At 69.3% G+C, this 19,111-nt stretch carries 26 protein-coding genes; 24 read left to right on the top strand and 2 right to left on the bottom strand.

All coding sequences use genetic code 11. The features are described from left to right. The first annotated feature begins 128 nt into the window (after nt 1–128). The 6 genes from HTY61_RS19480 (at nt 129) to HTY61_RS09365 (ending at nt 4,050) form a co-directional block, all read left to right on the top strand. Entirely contained in the window at nt 129–536 is a 408-nt protein-coding gene (locus HTY61_RS19480; protein ID WP_246272983.1) for an antitoxin Xre-like helix-turn-helix domain-containing protein, read from the top strand. Next, nucleotides 533–1,234 (top strand): RES family NAD+ phosphorylase, encoded by a 702-nt coding sequence (locus HTY61_RS09385; protein WP_175276537.1) that lies wholly within the window; start codon nt 533–535, stop codon nt 1,232–1,234. The genes HTY61_RS19480 and HTY61_RS09385 overlap by 4 nt, the downstream gene beginning before the upstream one ends. A gap of 98 nt (nt 1,235–1,332) precedes the next feature. After that, nucleotides 1,333–1,542, top strand: coding sequence for a hypothetical protein (locus tag HTY61_RS09380; RefSeq protein WP_175276536.1), 210 nt, complete (start codon nt 1,333–1,335; stop codon nt 1,540–1,542). Nucleotides 1,543–1,545: 3 nt separating this feature from the next. After that, nucleotides 1,546–2,124 carry a Fic/DOC family protein gene (locus tag HTY61_RS09375; RefSeq protein ID WP_175276535.1) on the top strand — a complete coding sequence of 193 codons (579 nt, stop codon included), beginning with the start codon at nt 1,546–1,548 and terminating at the stop codon, nt 2,122–2,124. 206 nt (nt 2,125–2,330) lie between these two features. Then, nucleotides 2,331–2,798, top strand: coding sequence for a hypothetical protein (locus tag HTY61_RS09370; RefSeq protein WP_175276534.1), 468 nt, complete (start codon nt 2,331–2,333; stop codon nt 2,796–2,798). Further along, nucleotides 2,740–4,050, top strand: coding sequence for a DNA-packaging protein (locus tag HTY61_RS09365; protein WP_175278499.1), 1,311 nt, complete (start codon nt 2,740–2,742; stop codon nt 4,048–4,050). Before HTY61_RS09370 ends, HTY61_RS09365 begins: the two co-directional genes overlap by 59 nt. 22 nt (nt 4,051–4,072) lie before the next feature. Here HTY61_RS09365 and HTY61_RS09360 read toward each other — a convergent pair whose 3' ends face one another. Next, nucleotides 4,073–4,954 (bottom strand): SDR family oxidoreductase, encoded by an 882-nt coding sequence (locus HTY61_RS09360; protein ID WP_175276533.1) that lies wholly within the window; start codon nt 4,952–4,954, stop codon nt 4,073–4,075. Nucleotides 4,955–5,051: 97 nt separating this feature from the next. Here HTY61_RS09360 and HTY61_RS09355 point away from each other — a divergent pair, with 97 nt between their 5' ends. The 13 genes from HTY61_RS09355 to HTY61_RS09300 all read left to right on the top strand — a co-directional run bounded on the left by HTY61_RS09355 (nt 5,052) and on the right by HTY61_RS09300 (nt 12,241). After that, entirely contained in the window at nt 5,052–5,489 is a 438-nt protein-coding gene (locus HTY61_RS09355) for a winged helix-turn-helix transcriptional regulator (RefSeq protein ID WP_175276532.1), read from the top strand. A gap of 67 nt (nt 5,490–5,556) precedes the next feature. Continuing rightward, the gene (locus tag HTY61_RS09350; RefSeq protein WP_175276531.1) at nt 5,557–6,096 is read left to right on the top strand and encodes a dihydrofolate reductase family protein; all 540 of its coding nucleotides are present in this window, start codon (nt 5,557–5,559) and stop codon (nt 6,094–6,096) included. A 221-nt stretch (nt 6,097–6,317) separates the two neighbouring features. Further along, nucleotides 6,318–7,502 carry a phage portal protein gene (locus HTY61_RS09345; RefSeq protein ID WP_175276530.1) on the top strand — a complete coding sequence of 395 codons (1,185 nt, stop codon included), beginning with the start codon at nt 6,318–6,320 and terminating at the stop codon, nt 7,500–7,502. Between the two features lie 9 nt (nt 7,503–7,511). Continuing rightward, nucleotides 7,512–7,850 carry a DUF6107 family protein gene (locus tag HTY61_RS09340; protein ID WP_246272981.1) on the top strand — a complete coding sequence of 113 codons (339 nt, stop codon included), beginning with the start codon at nt 7,512–7,514 and terminating at the stop codon, nt 7,848–7,850. After that, a complete protein-coding gene (locus tag HTY61_RS09335; protein WP_175276529.1) occupies nt 7,840–8,499 on the top strand; it encodes an HK97 family phage prohead protease in 660 nt (219 codons plus the stop codon). The genes HTY61_RS09340 and HTY61_RS09335 overlap by 11 nt, the downstream gene beginning before the upstream one ends. Before the next feature lie 8 nt (nt 8,500–8,507). Continuing rightward, entirely contained in the window at nt 8,508–9,752 is a 1,245-nt protein-coding gene (locus HTY61_RS09330; protein ID WP_175276528.1) for a phage major capsid protein, read from the top strand. Between the two features lie 74 nt (nt 9,753–9,826). Continuing rightward, nucleotides 9,827–10,396 carry a head-tail connector protein gene (locus HTY61_RS09325; protein WP_175276527.1) on the top strand — a complete coding sequence of 190 codons (570 nt, stop codon included), beginning with the start codon at nt 9,827–9,829 and terminating at the stop codon, nt 10,394–10,396. A 2-nt stretch (nt 10,397–10,398) separates the two neighbouring features. Continuing rightward, the gene (locus HTY61_RS09320; protein WP_175276526.1) at nt 10,399–10,731 is read left to right on the top strand and encodes a phage head closure protein; all 333 of its coding nucleotides are present in this window, start codon (nt 10,399–10,401) and stop codon (nt 10,729–10,731) included. Further along, complete coding sequence (locus HTY61_RS19605; protein WP_281367589.1) at nt 10,728–10,862, top strand: hypothetical protein; 135 nt, start codon at nt 10,728–10,730, stop codon at nt 10,860–10,862. The genes HTY61_RS09320 and HTY61_RS19605 overlap by 4 nt, the downstream gene beginning before the upstream one ends. Beyond that, entirely contained in the window at nt 10,846–11,253 is a 408-nt protein-coding gene (locus HTY61_RS09315; RefSeq protein WP_175276525.1) for a DUF3168 domain-containing protein, read from the top strand. The genes HTY61_RS19605 and HTY61_RS09315 overlap by 17 nt, the downstream gene beginning before the upstream one ends. 34 nt (nt 11,254–11,287) lie before the next feature. After that, nucleotides 11,288–11,695: a phage major tail protein, TP901-1 family gene (locus HTY61_RS09310; RefSeq protein WP_175276524.1), complete on the top strand. Its 408-nt coding sequence runs from the start codon at nt 11,288–11,290 to the stop codon at nt 11,693–11,695. Further along, nucleotides 11,692–12,012 carry a gene transfer agent family protein gene (locus HTY61_RS09305; protein WP_175276523.1) on the top strand — a complete coding sequence of 107 codons (321 nt, stop codon included), beginning with the start codon at nt 11,692–11,694 and terminating at the stop codon, nt 12,010–12,012. The genes HTY61_RS09310 and HTY61_RS09305 overlap by 4 nt, the downstream gene beginning before the upstream one ends. Further along, nucleotides 12,005–12,241: a rcc01693 family protein gene (locus tag HTY61_RS09300; protein WP_175276522.1), complete on the top strand. Its 237-nt coding sequence runs from the start codon at nt 12,005–12,007 to the stop codon at nt 12,239–12,241. Before HTY61_RS09305 ends, HTY61_RS09300 begins: the two co-directional genes overlap by 8 nt. On the opposite strand, the gene HTY61_RS09295 is transcribed toward HTY61_RS09300, so the two are convergent. After that, complete coding sequence (locus HTY61_RS09295; protein ID WP_175276521.1) at nt 12,201–12,614, bottom strand: PACE efflux transporter; 414 nt, start codon at nt 12,612–12,614, stop codon at nt 12,201–12,203. The two genes, HTY61_RS09300 and HTY61_RS09295, sit on opposite strands and share 41 nt — an antisense overlap. Nucleotides 12,615–12,742: 128 nt before the next feature. Here HTY61_RS09295 and HTY61_RS09290 point away from each other — a divergent pair, with 128 nt between their 5' ends. Genes HTY61_RS09290 through HTY61_RS09270 form a run of 5 tightly spaced genes read left to right on the top strand, consistent with a single transcriptional unit; the run spans nt 12,743 to nt 19,095 of the window. Then, complete coding sequence (locus HTY61_RS09290; RefSeq protein WP_175276520.1) at nt 12,743–13,321, top strand: phage tail tape measure protein; 579 nt, start codon at nt 12,743–12,745, stop codon at nt 13,319–13,321. 12 nt (nt 13,322–13,333) lie between these two features. Continuing rightward, nucleotides 13,334–13,942: a DUF2460 domain-containing protein gene (locus tag HTY61_RS09285; RefSeq protein ID WP_175276519.1), complete on the top strand. Its 609-nt coding sequence runs from the start codon at nt 13,334–13,336 to the stop codon at nt 13,940–13,942. After that, on the top strand, nt 13,939–14,829 hold the full coding sequence (locus tag HTY61_RS09280; RefSeq protein WP_175276518.1) for a DUF2163 domain-containing protein: 891 nt from the start codon (nt 13,939–13,941) through the stop codon (nt 14,827–14,829). The genes HTY61_RS09285 and HTY61_RS09280 overlap by 4 nt, the downstream gene beginning before the upstream one ends. Then, entirely contained in the window at nt 14,807–15,256 is a 450-nt protein-coding gene (locus tag HTY61_RS09275) for an NlpC/P60 family protein (protein WP_175276517.1), read from the top strand. Before HTY61_RS09280 ends, HTY61_RS09275 begins: the two co-directional genes overlap by 23 nt. 11 nt (nt 15,257–15,267) lie before the next feature. After that, nucleotides 15,268–19,095 (top strand): baseplate multidomain protein megatron, encoded by a 3,828-nt coding sequence (locus HTY61_RS09270; protein WP_175276516.1) that lies wholly within the window; start codon nt 15,268–15,270, stop codon nt 19,093–19,095. Nucleotides 19,096–19,111: the final 16 nt, after the last annotated feature.

The raw sequence follows: 19,111 nt of genomic DNA, 5'->3' as shown, positions 1-19,111 counted from the left end.
TCCATCGGACAAACCTGCCGCATCCGCGCGGCGCCGACTTTGCGCGGGAACAAAGAGGAGGCGGAAGGCGCGTCCTTGATTTGCCATATGGCAAGAATTATATTGACACTTGACGAAAGGAGGCCGCCATGGCCGATGCAGCCCTTGCCCGGGACGATGCTCCGGCGATTGCACCGCCGGGTGCCGACGAGCGCGCGGCGATCGCCAAGGCGCTCGTGCGCATTGCCGGATACTGGAATCTGACCAACGAGGAGGCCGCCGCGCTGGCCGGCGTCAACGTGCGCACATGGTCGCGCATGAAGGACGGCAGTTTCCGCGGCACGCTCAACCAGGACCAGATGATGCGGGCGAGCCTGCTGGTCGGCCTGTTCAAGGGGCTGGGCCTGCTCTTCAACGGCCCGCTCACCCATGGCTGGCCGAAGGCCGCCAATGCCGGTTTCGGCGGCCGCACGCCGGTGCAGGTGATGATCGAGGGCGGCATTCCCGCCATGGTGCGGATGCGCAACCACATCGACGCGCTCAGGGGCGGCGCGTGAGCGAGCCGGCATTCAGGGGATTCGAGGAGAGAAGCACGCACCGCCTGATCGCGCAGGCCCATGCGCGTGAGCCGGCGGTTGCGCCGCTCTGCGACACCGAAGCGGAACTGGCGGTGCTGACGCGGCTGGAGGGCATGACCAGCGGCCGCCTGATGGCCGGGCGCGGCCAGCTCGAGCACGTCTCGCCGGCCGAACTGTTGACACCGGATTTCGGCTACGGCCATTCCTTCGTCAATGCCGCGCTGGTCTATACCCGCGCGGGCGGAAACCGCTTCAACGGCGAGGGGCGCGGCGCATGGTACGCGGCCATGGAGATCGAGACGAGCCTTGCCGAGATCGCCTTCCATCTCGACCGCGAGATCCGCAATGCCGGCGGCGCGGACAACCTGTCGGCCTATGTCGAGCTCGTCGCCCATGTCGAGGGCTGGATGGCCGACCTGCATCCGCATCCCGGCCATGCCGCGCTCGATCCCGACCCGGCCATCGGCTACCCGGAGGGCCAGAAGCTGGCGCGTGCAGTACGCGCCAGGGGCGGCCACGGCATCCTCTATCCCTCCGTGCGCCGGGAAGGCGGCAACTGCGTCGCCGTCTTCGCCACCACCGCGTTCCGCAAGATCACCCGCGGCGACGCCTATCTTCTGGAATGGAAGGGCGGGAAGGGGCCGGAGGTGCGGAAACACGCACAGACCGGGCGTTGAAGTGGTACGATTGGCCGGAAACGCCGGCAAAGCCTGATCCAAGGCGAATATACCCGAAAAGATATGCAGACGGCTTCGGAAAATGCTAGGTTGTTGCCATGGCAAAGACAGTCAAGATTGGCCGCTCGACGATCAGCGGCAGGTTCGTGACACGGGCTATCGGCCCGCGAAAGGCGACAAAATTCGCGTCCGTCGAGGGGCTTGAGCTCAGCGCGGCGTCACGTGAGATTGCGCAGAATACCAAGTCCCGCGGATTGCGGGGCGATGCCTACCGGGCCGAAATCGTAAAGGCATTCAAGAAAAGCTGACGGGTGGATCGGTATCGCACGATCGAGGATCCGTTGTTCTATCCGGGCACGCAGGTGCTCAGGAACAAGGCGAACATCCGAAACCAGGACGATCTCGATCAGTTCGAACAGCTTATGTTCAACTCCCGCGCGGAAGAAGATCTTCCGGCAGGCGCATTCGATTTCGCGCACTACCGGGCGATCCACCGTCACTTCTTCCAGGACGTCTACGACTGGGCGGGCGAGGTCCGGACGATCAGAACCGGAAAAGGATCGAACTGGTTCTGCTATCCGGAACATATCGAGGCACAGGCAAACCGGCTTTTTGAGCAACTCGCGGAAAAGGATCACTTGCGAAGCTGCACCGACAAGAGCGAGTTCGCGTTGGAAGCGGCATGGTTCCTGTCGGAGATCAACGCGATTCATCCTTTTCGGGAGGGAAACGGGCGCGTTCAACTGGTTTTCCTGACCATGCTCGCGCGTAATGCCGGCTTCAGCGTGGATGACAGAAAGCTGCAACCGGAGCCGTTTCTCGCGGCGATGGTGCGGAGCTTCAATGGCGATCTTGCGCCTCTGGCGGACCAGATCGAAGTGATGCTCTGAAGACTGCAACGAAACCGAAGCTTTGGCCCGTGTTTCCGGTCCTGTGCCGTGTAATGCGTGGGGCAAACCGTCTAGGAAAAAATTCCTTGACGCCGTCACGGTGATCGTGTAGCCTTCGGGCACAATCGGGAAATTTGGTCGAAAGAGACCGAAGGGCCGGGCGCTTGCGCCGCGGCCCTTTTTCGTTGCGCAAAGGAGGCATCGCCATGACCGACCGGCCTGCGAACAGGACGGGCAGGAAACCCATTCTCAAGCCGGACCCGCCGATCCTGAAGCTGATCTACGAATTCGCCCTGAACGGCTACAGCGGCGCCGAGGCTGCGCGCCGCCTCGACGTCCATCCCGACACGCTCAAGCGGTTCATGCTGCGCGAGCCGAAGGCGCGCCGGGCGCGTGACCGGGGCAGGGCCGAGCGCCGCCGCCTGCTGCTGGCGGGACCGGCGGCGCGCCGCGACCTGCCGGGGCCGGAACGGCCGAAACCCGGCCAGACCTGCCCGACCTGCGGCAGCAGGGTGGGCCTCGACGACCAGGCAATCGTGTTGACGCCGGCCTTCATGGCCGACGCACGGAGGCGTTTTGAAAACATCATCGACAAATACATTGCGGCAAAGCGTGATGCCGAGGCTGGCGGAGCTGACGAGGCCGCAACTGGCGGCGCTGAAGGCGGCCGATGACCTCGAAGTCGTCGAGCTTCTTTACCACTGGCCGCTATTCGCCCGGCCGGAGCAGCTCCCGCCGCCGGGCGACTGGCGCAACTGGTTGATCCTCGCCGGGCGCGGCTTCGGCAAGACGCGCGCCGGCGCCGAATGGGTGCGCGAGCAGGTCAGGCGCGGCGCCGGCCGCATCGCGCTGATCGCGCCGACCCTGGCCGATGCACGCGACATCATGGTGCGCGGCGAGAGCGGGCTGCTCTCGGTGTGCTGGGAGGGCGACGTGACCCGGGACGGCACCCGCCTCGGCCGCCCGGTGCTGGAGGTTTCCAACCGCCGCGTCGTCTGGGCCAACGGGGCCGAGGCGATGTTCTTCTCCGCAGAGGACCCGGAAAGCCTGCGCGGCCCGCAGCACGAGCGCATCTGGGCCGACGAGCTGGCTGCCTGGCGCTATCTGCGCGAGACCTGGGACATGGCGATGTTCGGCCTCAGGCTGGGCGACGACCCGCGCACCTGCATCACCACCACGCCCAAGCCGGTGGCGCTGCTGAGGGAACTGGTGGAGGACGGGGCGACCGCCGTGACGCGCGGCACCACCTACGACAACGCCGCCAACCTGGCGCCCGGCTTCCTTGCCGCGGTGCGCGCCCGCTACGAGGGGTCGGGCCTCGGCCGGCAGGAGCTGCTGGCCGAGATCCTCGACGAGGCGGAGGACGCGATGTGGAAGCGCGCGACGCTGGACCGGCTGCGGCTGCGTACGCCGCCGGAACTGCGGCGCATCGTCGTCGCGGTCGATCCGCCGGCCGGCTCGCGGTCCGGCTCGGATGCCTGCGGTATCGTCGCCGCCGGGCTCCGCGCCGACGGCAATGCGCATGTGATCGCCGACGCGACGATGCGCGCGGCAAGCCCGGTGCGCTGGGCCGAGCGCGCGGTGGCGCTCTACCACGCGCTCGGCGCCGACCTGATGCTGGCCGAGGTCAACCAGGGCGGCGACATGGTGGAGGCGGTGATCCGCCAGGTGGACCCGACGGTGGCGCTGAAGAAGGTGCACGCAACGCGCGGCAAGTGGCTGCGCGCCGAGCCGGTCTCCGCGCTCTACGAGCAGGGCCGCGTGACGCATGCGCCGGGCCTGTCGGCGCTGGAGGACGAGATGTGCACCTTCACGCCGAAGGGGCTGGACTCCGGCCGCTCGCCCGACCGGCTCGACGCGCTGGTCTGGGCGCTCGGCGAATTGCTGCTGGCGCCGCAGCGGATTCCGCGGGTGAGGGGGCTGTGAGGCCCCCTCGGTGCGGCGGGCGTCAGACCGCGGCCCTGACGGCCTCGGCGACGGTCTCCCGCCAGGGGGTGGTCGGCCGGCCGATCAGCGCCGACAGGGTGCGGCTGTCGTCTTCCAGCGCGCCCTTCGCGGTGCCGGCGTCGCTGTCGGCGAGAATGGCGGCGAACGGGCCGGGCAGGCCGGCGGCTTCGAGGGCCGCGGCATGCTCGGCCTGGCTCATGTCCCTGTAGGCGACCGGCTTGCCCGCCGCGCGCGCGATTTCGGCGGCGAACTCGGCCATCGAGTAGCTCTCGTCGCCCGCCAGTTCGTGGACGGCGTTCCCGGCTGTTTCATCGGCGGTCAGCACCGCGACGGCGGCTTCCGCGTAGTCGCGCCGCGTGGCGCTGGAAATGCGCCCTTCGCCGGCCGCGCCGATATAGGCGCCGTGCTCGATGGCCGCGGCGACGGAGCCGGTCTTGTTCTCGGTGTACCAGCCGTTGCGCAGCAAGGCATAGGGGATGCCGGAAGCCCTGATGGCGTCCTCGGTGACCCGGTGTTCCTCGGCGAGCATCAGCGGCGAGGTATCGGCGTGCAGGATCGAGGTATAGGCGATGAAGCCGACGCCGGCCGCCTTCGCCGCCTCGATCGCGTTGATGTGCTGCGGCGCGCGCTGGCCGATCTCCGACGAAGAGATCAGCAGCAGCCGGTCGATGCCGTTGAACGCCCTTTCGAGCGCCGCACGGTCGGTGTAGTCGCCGATGCGCACCTCGATGCCCTTCGCCTCCAGCGGCGCGGCGGCCTCCGGCCGGCGCACGAGGGCGACGACGTTTCCTGCCGGCACTCTTGCGAGAAGCGCCTCGACGGCGAGCGCGCCGAGTTGCCCGGAAGCGCCGGTGACGAGATATTTCGCGGTCTGGTTTGCCATGATATTGTCCTTTCACGGTTTGAACATGGTCTCGAAAAGAGGTATGGTCTCTTTTCGGTACCACTATCGGAAAGGCCTTGGAAGGAGGCAGTTTTTCATGCCCAGGGAACACGGCGGTAACCGCCCCGATGCGACGAGGCAGGTCGGCGAGCGCTTCGATGCATGGCAGGAAGAGGGCCTTGACCCGGCCAACTGCCCGGTGCGCGACGTTCTCGACCGGGTCGGGGACAAGTGGTCGGTGCTGATTCTCACCGCGCTGGCTGCCGGGCCGACGCGCTTCAGCGCGCTCAACCGCGAGGTCGGAGACATTTCCAAGCGCATGCTGACCCAGACGCTGCGCACGCTGCAGCGCGACGGGCTGGTGGAGCGCACGGTCTATCCGACGACGCCGCCGACGGTCGACTACCGGCTGACAGCTCTCGGCCATTCGGTGCTGGAGCCGCTGTCGGCGCTGATCGCCTGGGCCGAGGCGCGCCATGACGACATACGTGCCGCCCGCGCCGCCTTCGACGGCGGCGAGGATGTCGCGGCCTGAGAAGCTTTCATGCAACGCGGGCGCGGCGGCAATCGCGCTGTCGCGCGCCTTTCCGGGAGAAAACGCAATGACCACGGGACATGTCTTCATCGCTACCAGCCTGGACGGCCATATCGCCCGTCCCGACGGGGATATCGGCTGGCTGCTGGAGCGCGACAGGGAGGACGAGGATCACGGCTATGACGATTTCATTGCCGATATCGATGGCATCATCATGGGCCGCAACTCCTACGAGAAGATGCTTGCCTACGATGATTGGCCCTACACGCGGCCGGTCATCGTGGCGAGCCGGTCGTTGTCGGCATCGGACCTTCCCGGCGAACTGGCCGGCAAGGTCGAGATCGTCGGCGGAACGCCGCGCGAACTGATGGACGCCGCCGCCCGGCGCGGCTGGAAGCGCGCCTATGTCGATGGCGGACGTCTCGTCCAGTCCTTCCTGCGCGAGGGGCTGATTGAGGACATGGTCATCACGCAGGTCCCGGTGCTGATCGGCGAGGGACGGCCGCTGTTCGGCCCGCTGGAACGCGACATTTCGCTCGACCACGTGGAGACGCGGTCGTTTCCCTCCGGCCTGGTGCAGTCGAGATACGTGGTGCGGAAAGGATAGGAAAATAATCCTTGACAGCGTCACGCCGGTCCGGTAGGGTATCGGCACAATCGCGGAAATGGGTTTCGAGGCCGGGTGGGGTGCCACGCCGGCCTTTTTCATGTCTTGCGCGGCCGCCTTCAATGGCCACTTCCGGCGGGCGACGCCGGACGTGAACACGACATGCGCAAGGGGCCTCGCGGCCCCTTTTTCGTTGCGAAACAGGAACCTGGGAAAATTCCATGAATCAGTCTGCCAACTGGCTGGCGCGGGCCTTCGCGCGCGGCCGGACGACACGCGCCGCCGCGAGGCCGGCGGAGAGCAAGGCCGCGCCCCCGGCCTTCATCGCCATGCACGGGGCGGCCGCGGCGGCCTGGACATCGGCCTCCTACGGCGCGCTTTCGCGCGAGGGCTTCATGCGCAATCCGGTGGTGCACCGCTGCGTGCGCATGGTCGCCGAGGCCGCCGCCGCGGTGCCCTGGCTGGCCCACGAGGACGGGCGCGAGGTGCCGGACCACCCGGTGCTGGCGCTGCTCGACCGGCCGAACGCGCGCGACAGCCGCGCCGTCTTCCTCGAGACGCTCTACGGCCACCTTCTGCTGGCCGGCGACGCCTTCGTGGAGCGGGCGGGCGAGGGCGACGCGCAGGCGCTCTATCCTCTGCGCCCCGACCGCGTGTCGGTGGTCGCAGGCCCCGACGGCTGGCCGGTGGCGGTGGACTACCGCGCCGGGGCCGCGCGGCGGCGCATTCCCTTCGAGGGCGATGACGGCGAGCCGCGGCTGCTGCACCTGGCGCTGTTCCACCCGCTCGACGATTTGCGCGGCTTCGCGCCGCTGGAGGCGGCGCTGATGGCGCTCGACATCCACAATTCCGCCGGCGCCTGGAACAAGGCGCTGCTCGACAACGCCGCGCGGCCCTCCGGCGCGCTGGTCTACGAGCCGGCCGAGGGCGGCGGCATGGCGCCGGAACAGTTCGAGCAGCTGCGGCGGCAATTGCGCGAGGAATATGCCGGCGCGGCCAATGCCGGCCGCCCGCTGCTGCTGGAAGGCGGGCTGGACTGGAAGGCCATGGGGCTTTCGCCGAAGGACATGGACTTCATCGAGGCGAAGAACGCCGCCAGCCGCGACATCGCGCTGGCCTTCGGCGTGCCGCCCATGCTGCTCGGCATTCCCGGCGACAACACCTATGCCAACTATGCCGAGGCCAACCGCGCCTTCTACCGCCTGACCGTGCTGCCGCTGGTGGCGCGCACGGCGGACGCCTTCGCCCGCTGGCTGGGCGGCGGCGCTCTTCGGCTTTCGCCCGACGCCGACGCCATCGCCGGCCTTTCCGCCGAGCGCGACGCGCTCTGGGCGCGGCTGGAGCGCGCCTCCTTCCTCACCGAGGACGAGAAGCGCGAGGCGGTGGGATACGGGCCCAGAACCTAGGAGACATCCATGACCATGACCGACCTGTCGCCGGCCGCATCCGTGTGGCTGGCGAAACTTGCCGGCGCGCTTGCCGGCGCGGCGATTTCATTCGCCTGGCTCCTGCCCAGGGGCCCGCGCGAGGCGGCGTTGCGCTTCCTCGCCTCCGTGACGGCGGGGCTGGTCTTCGGCTCCACCGCCGGGCTGGCCGTGGCGGCGCGGCTCGGCATCGCGTACCTTCTCTCGCCGCAGGAGACCGTGCTGATGGGCGCCTCGCTCGCCAGCCTGTCGATCTGGTGGGCGATCGGCTTTGCGGTGCGCTTCGGCGAGAAACTGTCCGGCACGCGGGGAGGGCGCGATGAAGGCTGACGCGGGACGGCTGGAGCGCAAGTTCAATCGCGTGGCGCTGGAGGCGCGCGACGGGCGGATCGCGGGCTATGCGAGCGTCTTCGGCACGGTCGATCTCGGCCGTGACCTGGTCGAGCGCGGGGCCTTCGCGAAATCGCTCGAAAGGCGCGGGCCGGGCGGCATCCGCATGCTGTTCCAGCACGACCCGGCCCAGCCCATCGGCCGCTGGACCGCGATCCGCGAGGACGCGCGCGGCCTCCATGTCGAGGGGCGGATCTCCACCGAGGTGGCGAAGGGCCGGGAGGTGCTGGCGCTGCTGAGGAGCGGCGGCCTCGACGGGCTGTCCATCGGGTTCAGGACGGTGAGGGCGCGCAAGGACACGCGCACGGGCGTGCGCCGCATCATCGAGGCCGATCTCTGGGAGATCTCGGTCGTCACCTTCCCGATGCACCCGGAGGCGCGCGTCACCGCCGTCAAGGGCGGCCGCCTGCCGACCGAGCGCGAATTCGAACGCCGGCTCGTGCGGGATGCCGGGCTGACGAGGAGCGAGGCCAGGGCGGTGATCGCCAAGGGCTTCGCGGAGCTGAGGCGCCGCCGGGACGGCGCGTCCGCCGAACGGGGCCTCGCGGAGACGATCCGCGCCGCGGCCCACACACTCCAACAGACGTGAGGACGAGAATGAAACAGATGACGAGAACGGCTCCCGAGGTAAAGTCGGCGGGCGAGGGCGATGTCGCCGAGGCCTTCGATGACTTCATGCACGCCTTCGACGAGTTCAAGCAGGCCAATGACGAGCGGCTGGCGCAGATCGAAAGCCGCTTCGGCGAGGATGCCGTGACCGCCGACAAGGTGGAGCGTATCTCCCGTGCGCTGGACGACCAGAAGCGCCTGCTCGACGCGCTCGCCCGCAAGCAGGCCCGCCCGCCGCTGGGCGGCGAGCCGGCGATGCCGAGCGAGCACAAGGCCGCCTTCGAGAGCTACGTGCGGCGCGGCGACGAGCGCCGGCTGCAGGCCCTCGACGCCAAGGCCATGAGCATCGGCTCCGGCCCGGACGGCGGCTATCTCGTGCCGCCGGAGACGGAGGCGGCCATCGGCGCGCGGCTGCGCGACATCTCGCCGATCCGCGCCATCGCCGACGTGCGGCAGGTCTCCGGCTCGGTGCTGAAGAAGCCCTTCGCCGTGGGCGGTCCGGCGGTCGGCTGGGTCGGCGAGACCGATGCGCGGCCGCAAACCGCCTCGCCGAGCCTGGACGAGCTGCAGTTCCCGACCATGGAGCTATACGCCATGCCGGCGGCGACGGCGCAGCTGCTGGAGGACTCGATCGTCGATATCGACCAGTGGATCGCCACGGAAGTGGAGGCGGCCTTCGCCGAGCAGGAGGGCGCGGCCTTCGTCGCCGGCGACGGCAACAACAAGCCCAGGGGCTTCCTTGACTTCCCGGCTGTCGCGGAATCCGGCTGGAGCTGGGGCAGTCTCGGCTATGTCGCGACCGGCGCCGACGGCGCGCTGCCGGCCGAGGACCCGTCCGACGTGCTGATCGACACGGTCTATGCGCTCAAGGCCGGCTATCGCCAGAACGCCACCTGGGTGATGAACCGCAAGACGCAGGCCGCGATCCGCAAGATAAAGGATGCCGACGGCAACTACATCTGGCAGCCGCCGGCCGCCGCCGGCCAGCGCGCCATGCTGATGGGCTTCCCGCTGGTCGAGGCCGAGGACATGCCGGATATCGGCCCTGACGCGCCGGCGATCGCCTTAGGCGACTTCCGCCGCGGCTATCTCGTCGTCGACCGCGCCGGCGTCTCGGTGCTGCGCGATCCCTATTCCGCCAAGCCCTACGTGCTGTTCTACACCACCAAGCGCGTCGGCGGCGGGGTGCAGGACTTCGACGCGATAAAGCTGCTGAAGTTCGGGGTTTCCTGAGAAACCCCGAACGGCGGCCCCGGAATTCTCCTCCCGCCGGGGCCTTCCATTTTCCTGAAGGCTGCGAGATTTCCATGACCTATGCCCTCATTGCCCCGCCGGCGGCGATGCCGGTGACGCTGGCGCAAGCGAAGGCGCATCTGCGCGTCACCTCGGACACGGAGGACGACGCGATCTCCGCGCTCGTGATCGCCGCCACGCAATATCTCGAGCGCGATACCGGACAGGCGCTGATCGACCAGACCTGGCGGGCATATTTCGACTGTCCGCCGGACGATTGCGTGCTTCAACTGCTGCGCGCGCCGGTGCGCCGCATCGTTGCCGTCACTGTCTATGATGGCGCCGGCAACCCGGCCGTGCTCGACGGCTCGGACTATTTCGTCAACCTGGTGACGCGGCCCGCCCGCCTGCGGCTGGCGGACGGCATCACCGCTTCCATGCGCGCCAACGGCATCGAGGTGGACTTCGAGGCCGGCTACGGTGCGACGGGCGTCGACGTGCCGGACATGCTGAAGCGCGCGGTGCTGGTGCTGGTCGCCCACTGGTACGAGTTTCGCGGCGTCTACGACGCGGCCGACCAGCCGGTCTCGGTGCCGGCGCTCTACGGGCGGCTGACGCGGCATTTCCGCTTCCTTTCGGTGTAGCCATGCGCGGGAAGCATTTCGACCCCGGCAGGCTGCGCCACGAGATGCGGTTGCAGCGGGCGACACGCGTGCCGGACGCGCTCGGCGGCCACGCGGAGACGTGGGAAACCGTCGCGACGCTGTGGGCGCGGCTGGAACCGGCGGCGGGCGTCGTCAGCCGCGCCGATGGCGAGGAGGCCGAGATCACCCACCGCGTCGTGCTGCGCGCCGATGCCCGCGTGAAGCGGGGCATGCGGCTGGTGGAGGACGGCAGGATTCTCGCCATCCGCGCCGTGCGCGATCTCGACGAGACCGGCCGCTATCTCCTCTGCCTGACGAGGGAGGAAACGCCATGAAGCTGACCATGCGACTGACCCTGGACGGGCTGATCAGGGCGTTGCGGACGCGGGCCGCGACGCTGGCCGACGACAAGGCCGAGGCGGCGCGGGACCGGCGAAGGGAGTACGGCGATGGGCGCGGCGCATGATTTGCAGGCGGCCATCGTCGCGGCGCTCAGGGGAGACGCGGAACTGGTCGCGCTGCTCGGCGATGCCGGGCGCATCACCGACCGCGTGCCGCCGGACAGGGCCTTCCCCTTCGTCGCCATCGGGCGGACCGCGGTTTCCGACTGGAGCACCGACGATTCCGCCGGCGAGGAGCATCTCGTCACGCTGCGCTGCTGGTCGCGGGCGACGGGCCGGGCCGAACTGCTGGCGGTGGCGGAGCGCGTGACGGCGGCGCTTTCCGGGCTTTCCGGCATCCATGGCGGCACGCGGATCGTCTCGTTGCTGCCCGTTTCCGCCGAGCACGGCTTTGAAGCTGCCGACCGCGCCTGGCGCGCGGTGCTGCGGTTCCGGGCGCTCACCGAGCCGGCCTGATCTCAATCGACAACGAACTGGGGAGACCGTGGCGATGGCATCGCAACGCGGCAAGGACATATTGCTGAAATTCTGGGACGGCACCGGCTTCGTCACCGTCGCCGGGCTGAGGACCAAGCGCATTTCCCTCAACGCGCAGACCGTGGACATCACGGACTCGCAGTCGGCCGGACGCTGGCGCGAACTGCTGGACGGCGCGGGCGTGCGGCGCGCCTCGGTCTCGGCCTCGGGCATCTTCAGGGACGCGGCGTCGGACGAGCTGGTGCGCGCGGCCTTCTTCGCCGGGGCGGTGACGCAGATGCAGCTCGTCATCCCGGATTTCGGCACCATCGAGGGCGGCTTCCAGGTCACGTCGCTCGACTATGCCGGCAACCATGACGGCGAGGTGACCTTCGACATCGCGCTGGAATCCGGTTCGGAGCTGACTTTCGGGGCGCTGTGATGCTGGTCAACAGGAAACGCGGAGAGATCGCCGCCGAGCTGGGCGGCAAGGAACGCGCGCTCTGTCTTACGCTGGGCGCGCTGGCCGAGCTGGAGGCCCATTTCGGCGCGGAGGACCTGACGGCGCTGACGCAGCGCTTTGCGTCCGGGAAACTGTCGGCAGACGACCTGCTGACCATCATCCATGCCGGCCTGAAGGGCGCCGGCCATACCTTCACGCGCGAGGAGGTGGCCGAGATGCAGGCAGAAGGCGGGGCGGCGGGTTATGCACGCATCGTCTCGGAACTGCTGCAGGCGACCTTCGGCGGCGATGGCTGAGCGGTTCCCCTGGGAGGCGGCGATGGCGTTCGGGCTGGGCGTGCTGCGGCTGGCCCCGCGGGAATTCTGGGCGATGACGCCGCGCGAACTGGCCTCCGCCATGCGCGCCTGCGGCCACGGCCTCCATGCGCCGCCGGGCAGGGCGGAGATGGAGGCGCTGATGCGGGCGTTTCCCGATCCGCCCCGAACTATGCCGGCGCGGGAAACACCAGGTCATAGGCGAGATTGAACAGGAAGGCGTAGACCACGTAGAAAAACGCCAGCGCGAGATCGAGCTTGAGCGCTTCCAGCAGGCCGATGCCGAGATACCAGGCGATCGGCGGGACGAGGATGATGAGCAGGCCGCCCTCGAAGAGAACCGCGTGCAGCACCCTCACGGGCCAGCTCTTGTCCGTGCTTCCCGTCAGGCGGCGCAAGGCATGGTCGAACCCCAGATTGTAGAGATAGTTCCAGACCATCGCGATCACGGCGCTGCCGGCGCCCACGGCGCCGACATCGGCGGCTGACAGGCCGAACAGGACTGTCCCCAGCGGGATGACCAGGAGAAGGGCGATGATCTCGAAAAGGACGGTGTGACGAATTCTGTCGGACGCGGTTCGCATCGAATACCTCGATCGTGGCCGGCCGTCCGGAATTGGTGCGCATCATGCGTGGGGTCGTCCCCGGCGGCCAAGATAGTCACGCCCGGTGGCATTTCAAGGCGTTTTCCCACGAAGGAGGGGGCAGGGGCATGGACGAGGAACTCACAATTGCGATCAATGCCGACACGACCGGCTTCGAGACGGCGCTGAAAAGCCTGGAGAGGCAGGCGCAGTCCTTCGGCACGACGCTGACCGGCGCGCTCAGGGGCGCGGTGGTGTCGGGCCGCTCGCTGGAGGATACGCTGCGCGCCATCGGGCGCGGTCTTGCCCTCGACGCGCTCGATGCCGGGTTGTCGCCGCTGCGGAACCTGCTGAACGGCTTTGCCGCGCGTGCCTTTTCCGGCTTTTCCAACGCGCTGCCCTTCGCGCAGGGCGGGATCGCCGGCGCCGACGCGATGTTCGCCGGTGGCGGGGTGCTGGCCGCGCCGGCCTATTTCCCGCTTGCGGGCGGGCGCACGGGGCTGGCCGGCGAGGCCGGGCCCGAGGCGATCCTGCCGCTGGAGCGCGGCCCGGACGGGCGCCTCGGCGTCGCGGCACAGGGCGGCGGCGGGCCGGTGACGGTCAACGTGACGATCAGCACGCCGGACGTGCATTCCTTCCGCAGGTCGGAAGCACAGGTGACGGCGGCGCTGGCCCGTGCCGTGGCGCGCGGGCGCAGGGGCAACTGAACGGGGTTTCCGATGAGCTTTCACGACGTGGTCTTCCCGTCGCGCCTCGCCTTCGGCGCGAGCGGCGGGCCGGAGCGGCATGTCGAGATCGTGCGGCTGGCCAACGGCCTCGAACAGCGCAATGCGCGCTGGTCGCGGGCGCGGCGCCGCTACACCATCTCGACCGGAATCAAATCCTTCGCCGATCTGCGCAACCTCCTGCAATTCTTCGAGGATCGCGGCGGGCCGCTGCACGCCTTCCGCTTTTTTGATCCCGTCGATCACGCTACCGCGCCGCCGGGCCAGGCGGTGACGCCGCTCGACCGCGAGATCGGGACCGGCGACGGGACAACGGTGCAGTTCCGGCTGGCGCTGGGCGAAAACCGGCCGGTGACGAAGCCGGTTCCCGGCACGGTGCGCGTAGCTGTCGACGGCATCGAGCTGTCCGCGCCGGATTTCTCCGTCGATCATCTGACCGGCATCGTCACGCTGGCGGAAGCGCCGGGCGAGGGCGCGTCCGTGACGGCGGGGTTCGGGTTCCACGTGCCCGTGCGTTTCGACAACACGCAGCTCGCCGTGACGCAGACGGCCTTCGATGCCGGCGAGATCCCGGACATCCATCTCGTGGAGGTGTTCGAATGAGCGAACTGCCACAGGCGCTGCGCGATCATCTCGCCGGCGCGGTGACGAGTGTCTGCTTCTGCTGGATCGTCCGCCGCAGGGACGGCGCCGTGCTGGGCTTCACCGACCACGACCGGCCCCTGGTGGCGGCGGGCGTCGCCTGCGAGCCGGCGACCGGCTTTGCCGCCGGCGCGGTGGAGAGCGGGTTGGGCCTTGCCGTCGACACGGCGGAGGTGGCCGGCGCGCTGTCCTCCGAGGCGATCTCCGAGGCCGACATCGAGGCCGGGAAATATGACGGCGCCACGGTCGAGCAATGGCTGGTCAACTGGGCGGAACCCGGCCAGGCGGGCATGCTCAAGCGGCACGTCATCGGCGAGATCCGCCGCCTCGACGGCGCTTTCCGGGTGGAACTTCGCAGCCTGTCGGCGGCGTTCGACGAGCGCCGGGGACGCCACTTCCTGCGCCGCTGCGACGCCGACCTGGGCGATGCCCGCTGCGGGTTCGACACGTCCGCGCCGGGATTTTCGGCGGCCGGTGTCGTCGTCGCCGTTGAGGACGGGCAGGTGAGGGCGACGGGGCTTGCCGGGTTCGGGGAGGGCTGGTTCGTCCACGGTCGGCTGGCATGGACTTCCGGTGCGCGGTCCGGGACATTCGCCACCGTGGCCGCGGTCAGGGACCGTCCCGGCGGCGAGAGCGCGGTATCGCTGTTCGGCCACGACCTGGCGGGCATCGCGTCCGGCGACACGTTTACGGTCCATGCCGGTTGCGACAAGCGTTTCGCGACCTGCCGGGAGAAATTTTCCAACGGTCTGAATTTCCGCGGCTTCCCGCACATTCCGGGCAACGACGCGGCGCTGACCTATGCCGATGGCGAGGGCGATTTCAATGGCGGTCCGCTGGTCCCGTGACGCCCGGCGGAAGAGGGCGATAGAGATCGCGGAGACCTGGATCGGTACGCCCTACCGCCACCAGCAGAGCCGCAGGGGCGTCGGGTGCGACTGTCTCGGCCTGATGCTCGGCATCTGGCGCGAGCTTTACAACGAGGACGTTCCGGTGCGGCTCGCCTATTCGCCCGATTGGGCGGAAACCGCGCGCGGCGAGCCGCTGCTGGATGCGCTCGGGGCGCATTGCGACCGGGTGGAGTCGGCGCGGATGCGGCCCGGCGACATTCTCGCCTTCCGCTGGCAGGCGGGCGCGGCAGCCAAGCACCTGGCGCTGCTGGCACCGGCAAACCGCATCATCCATGCCTACGAGGGCCATTCCGTGACGGCCTCGGCCTTCGTGCCGTCCTGGCGACGGCGCGTGGCGGGCGTTTTCGCCTTTCCGGAAAACTGACGGAGCTTTTCATGTCGACCCTGTTGCTGCAGGCCGTCGGCGGCGCGATCGGCGGCCTGTTCGGTCCGGTCGGTGCCGCCATCGGCACGGCGGCCGGCGCCGCCGCCGGCTACGCGATCGACACCGCGCTGATCAACTCGACCCGGCACATCGAGGGCGCGCGCCTGTCCGGCGCCCGGCCGCTGACGGCGGAGGAGGGCACGCCCATGGCGCGCGTCTTCGGCCATGCGCGCGTGTCCGGCGCCGTGATCTGGGCAACCCGCTTCGAGGAGACCGCCCGCACGGAGCGCCAGGGCGGCAAGGGCGGGCCGAAGGTCACGACCTATTCCTACTTCGCCAATGTCGCCATCGGCCTGTGCGAGGGGCCGGTGGCAGCGATCAAGCGCGTCTGGGCAGACGGCAAGGAGCTGGATCTCGCGGGCATCGAGATGCGGTTCTATCCCGGCGACGAGATCCAGATGCCCGATCCGCTGATCGAGGCGAAGCAGGGCGCAGGCCTCGCGCCGGCCTATCGCGGCACGGCCTATGTCGTCTTCGAACGGCTGCCCCTGGAGCGCTTCGGCAACCGCATCCCGCAGTTCCAGGTCGAGGTGATCCGCCCGGTGGGCGAGCTGGAGCGGCAGATGCGTGCCGTCTGCGTCATCCCCGGATCGACCGAGCACGGCTATGCGCCGCATATCGTTACCGCCAGCCCCCGCAAGGGCGAGACGCGGGACATCAACCGCCACGTCCTTTACGCGGGATCCGACTGGGAAGCTTCCATCGACGAGTTGCAGGCGGTCTGCCCGAACCTCGAGCATGTTTCGCTTGTGGTCGCCTGGTTCGGCACGGATCTGCGCGCGGCCGAATGCAGGATTCGCCCGGGCGTGGTCGAGACCGAAGGCGGCGGCGAGAGCGAGGCATGGAGCGTTGCCGGGATGGGGCGCGGCGATGCCGGGGTGCATGTCGTCTCGCGCGCCGACGGCAGGCCTGCCTATGGCGGCACGCCGTCGGATGCCAGCGTGATCGCGGCGATCCGCGACCTGAAATCGCGCGGGCTCAAGGTGACGCTGTGCCCCTTCATCCTGATGGACGTACCGGAGGGCAACGCGCTGCCGGACCCGTGGTCGGACGGTGCGCAGCCCGCCTATCCCTGGCGTGGGCGCATCACCTGCCATCCGGCAATCGGCCGGCCGGGTACGCCGGACCGGGGCGCGCAGGCCTCCGTTCAGGTCTCGGATTTTGTCGATAATCCAGAGGGTTATCGCCGCTTCGTGAATCACCATGCGAACCTCGCCGTCGCGGCGGGCGGGGTCGATGCCATTGTCATCGGCACGGAGATGCGCGGCCTGACGCGGGTGCGCGACGGGGACGGCGCGTTTCCCTTCGTCGCGGCGCTGAGGGCGCTGGCGGCCGAGGTGCGCACGGTTGTCGGCCCGGGTTGCGCCATCACCTATGCTGCCGACTGGTCGGAATATTTCGGCTACCACCCGCAAGACGGTTCGGGCGACGTGTTCTTCAATCTCGATCCGCTCTGGGCGGACGCCGATATCGACGCTGTCGGCATCGACAACTACATGCCGCTGTCGGACTGGCGCGACGCGGACGAGGCAAATCCGGACGGCAATCCCGACGGCCAGTTGCAGGCCGCCGACCGCGCCGCCTTCCGGCGTGCGATCGCCGGCGGCGAGGGCTTCGACTGGTATTATGCCTCGGAGGATGACCGGCGGAACCGCATCCGGACGCCGATCACCGACGGCGTTGCCGGCAAGCCATGGGTGTTCCGCTACAAGGATCTCGTTTCCTGGTGGTCGAACCCGCATTTCGAGCGCGTGGGCGGGGCGGAGGCGGCACAGCCGACTGCATGGGTGCCGGGATCGAAGCCGATCTGGTTCCTCGAACTCGGCTGCCCGGCCGTCGACAAGGGGGCGACGCAGCCCAATGTCTTTCCCGACCCGAAATCGTCGGAAAGCGCCGTGCCGTGGTTTTCCAACGGCGGGCGCGACGATGGCGAGCAGCGCGCCTTCCTGCAGGCGCATCTCGAGCACTGGTCGAGCGGGCCGGGCGCCAATCCGCTCTCGCCCGTCACCGGCGAGCCGATGGTCGATGTCGCGCGCATCTTCCTGTGGGCGTGGGACGCGCGGCCTTTCCCGGCCTTTCCCGTGGCGACGGATGTCTGGGGCGACGGTGCGAACTGGCTTTCCGGCCATTGGCTGAACGGAAGGCTGGGCGCAGCGCCGCTGGCCGAGACGGCGGGCGAGGTGCTGGGCACGGACGTGGCGATAACGGTCGCCGACACGGTTCAGGGCGTGATCGTTTCCGGCCCGGCCTCGCCGCGCGAGGTGGTGGAACCGCTGGCCGCCGCCTTCGGGTGGGCGGCTTCGGGCATGGCCGCCGACGGCGGCTTTCTGCTTCGGCCAGAGGGCGTGGCGGCGACGCGGATCATCGACGACGGGGAGGTCGCCGATCTCGAGGGCGAGGCCCTGCGCGACCTGACCGACGCCCAGGAAAGCGAACTGCCGTCGGAAATCGTCGCCACGTGGCGTGACGGGCTGGCCGGCTACCGCGTCGCAACGAGCCATTCGCGGCGGCTGGAAACCGGTACGCGCCGGCAGGAGACGACCGACCTGCCGGTGGTTTCAGACGCCAGCGTGATCGACGGGATCGCCGACCGCATGCTGGCTCGCGTCCGCGCGCATGGCCGGATCCTGCGCTTTTCCCTGCCGTGGCGCCATGCCGGCCTTGCGCCGGGCGATGTCTTCGCCTTTGCCTCGGAACCGGCGGAGCGCTGGCTTGTGACACGCACGGATCTTGCCGGGGCGCTTCGCGTCGAGGCGGTGCCGGTCATGCGCAGGCCGCCCAATTCGCGGCGGCCGCGCCTGCCGTTGCAGCGCTCGCAGGCGACGGGAGACACGGCGGGCGTGCCGGATTTCCTTCTGCTCGACCTGCCGCTTTCCGCCGGCGCCGATCCGCAGGATCGCTTCATGCTTGCATGCTGGTCGGCACCGCCACGCCCACAGGCGGTTTACGTCTCGCCGGAAGCCTCGGGTTTCGAGTTCCGCACGCAGGCGCTCTCGAACGGCGTGATCGGCACGCTGACCGCGCCACTGACGGGGCGCTTCTCGGGGCGGCTCGACCGCGCCGCAGCCGTGGAACTTGCCGTTCCGTCGGGCGCTTTCGAGAGCGTTTCCGAAACCGCGTTGCTGGCGGGCCGCAACCTGCTGGCCGTGCAGGCGGCGAACGGGGCCTGGGAAGTGCTGCAATTCATGGATGCCGAGGAGGTCTCGCCGGGTATCTGGCGGCTGACGGGCCTGCTGCGCGGGCAGGGCGGCACCGAGGACGCGATGCTGGCCGGTGCGTCCGCCGGCGCGCGGGCGGTGCTGCTGAACGAAGCCGTGGTGCCGGCCGGGCTGCGGGCCGGCGAGATCGGCCAGCCGGTGCAGTTGCGCATCGGCGTCGCCGGAAGGCCCTTCACCGACCGCTATTTCGAGACCGTGGAGGCGACCGGCGGATTGCGCGCCCTGGCGCCGCTCTCGCCGGTGCATCTCAAGGCCGCGCGGACGGCGGGCGGCGGCGTGTCCTTCTCGTGGACCAGGCGAACCCGCGTGAACGGCGATTCATGGCTCGGCCCGGACGTGCCGCTGGGCGAGGAAGAGGAGCGCTATGCCGTGCGCCTGCTGGACGGCGAAACGGTGGTTCATGCGGCGGAAACCGCGGAGCCGTCGCTCCTGCTCGACGCCGCGACGGCCGCCGCGCTGGGTCTCGATCAACCCGGCGCGCAGATCGGGCTGGAGGTCGCGCAGATCGGTTTCGCGGTCGGCGAGGGGATTCCCGCCCGTCGCACGCTTTCTCTCCCCTGAAACGAAAGGAAGGAAA

It is taken from the genome of Oricola thermophila (assembly GCF_013358405.1).
Classification (GTDB): Bacteria; Pseudomonadota; Alphaproteobacteria; order Rhizobiales; family Rhizobiaceae; genus Oricola; species Oricola thermophila.
This window is presented reverse-complemented; position numbering and strand designations above follow the sequence as displayed.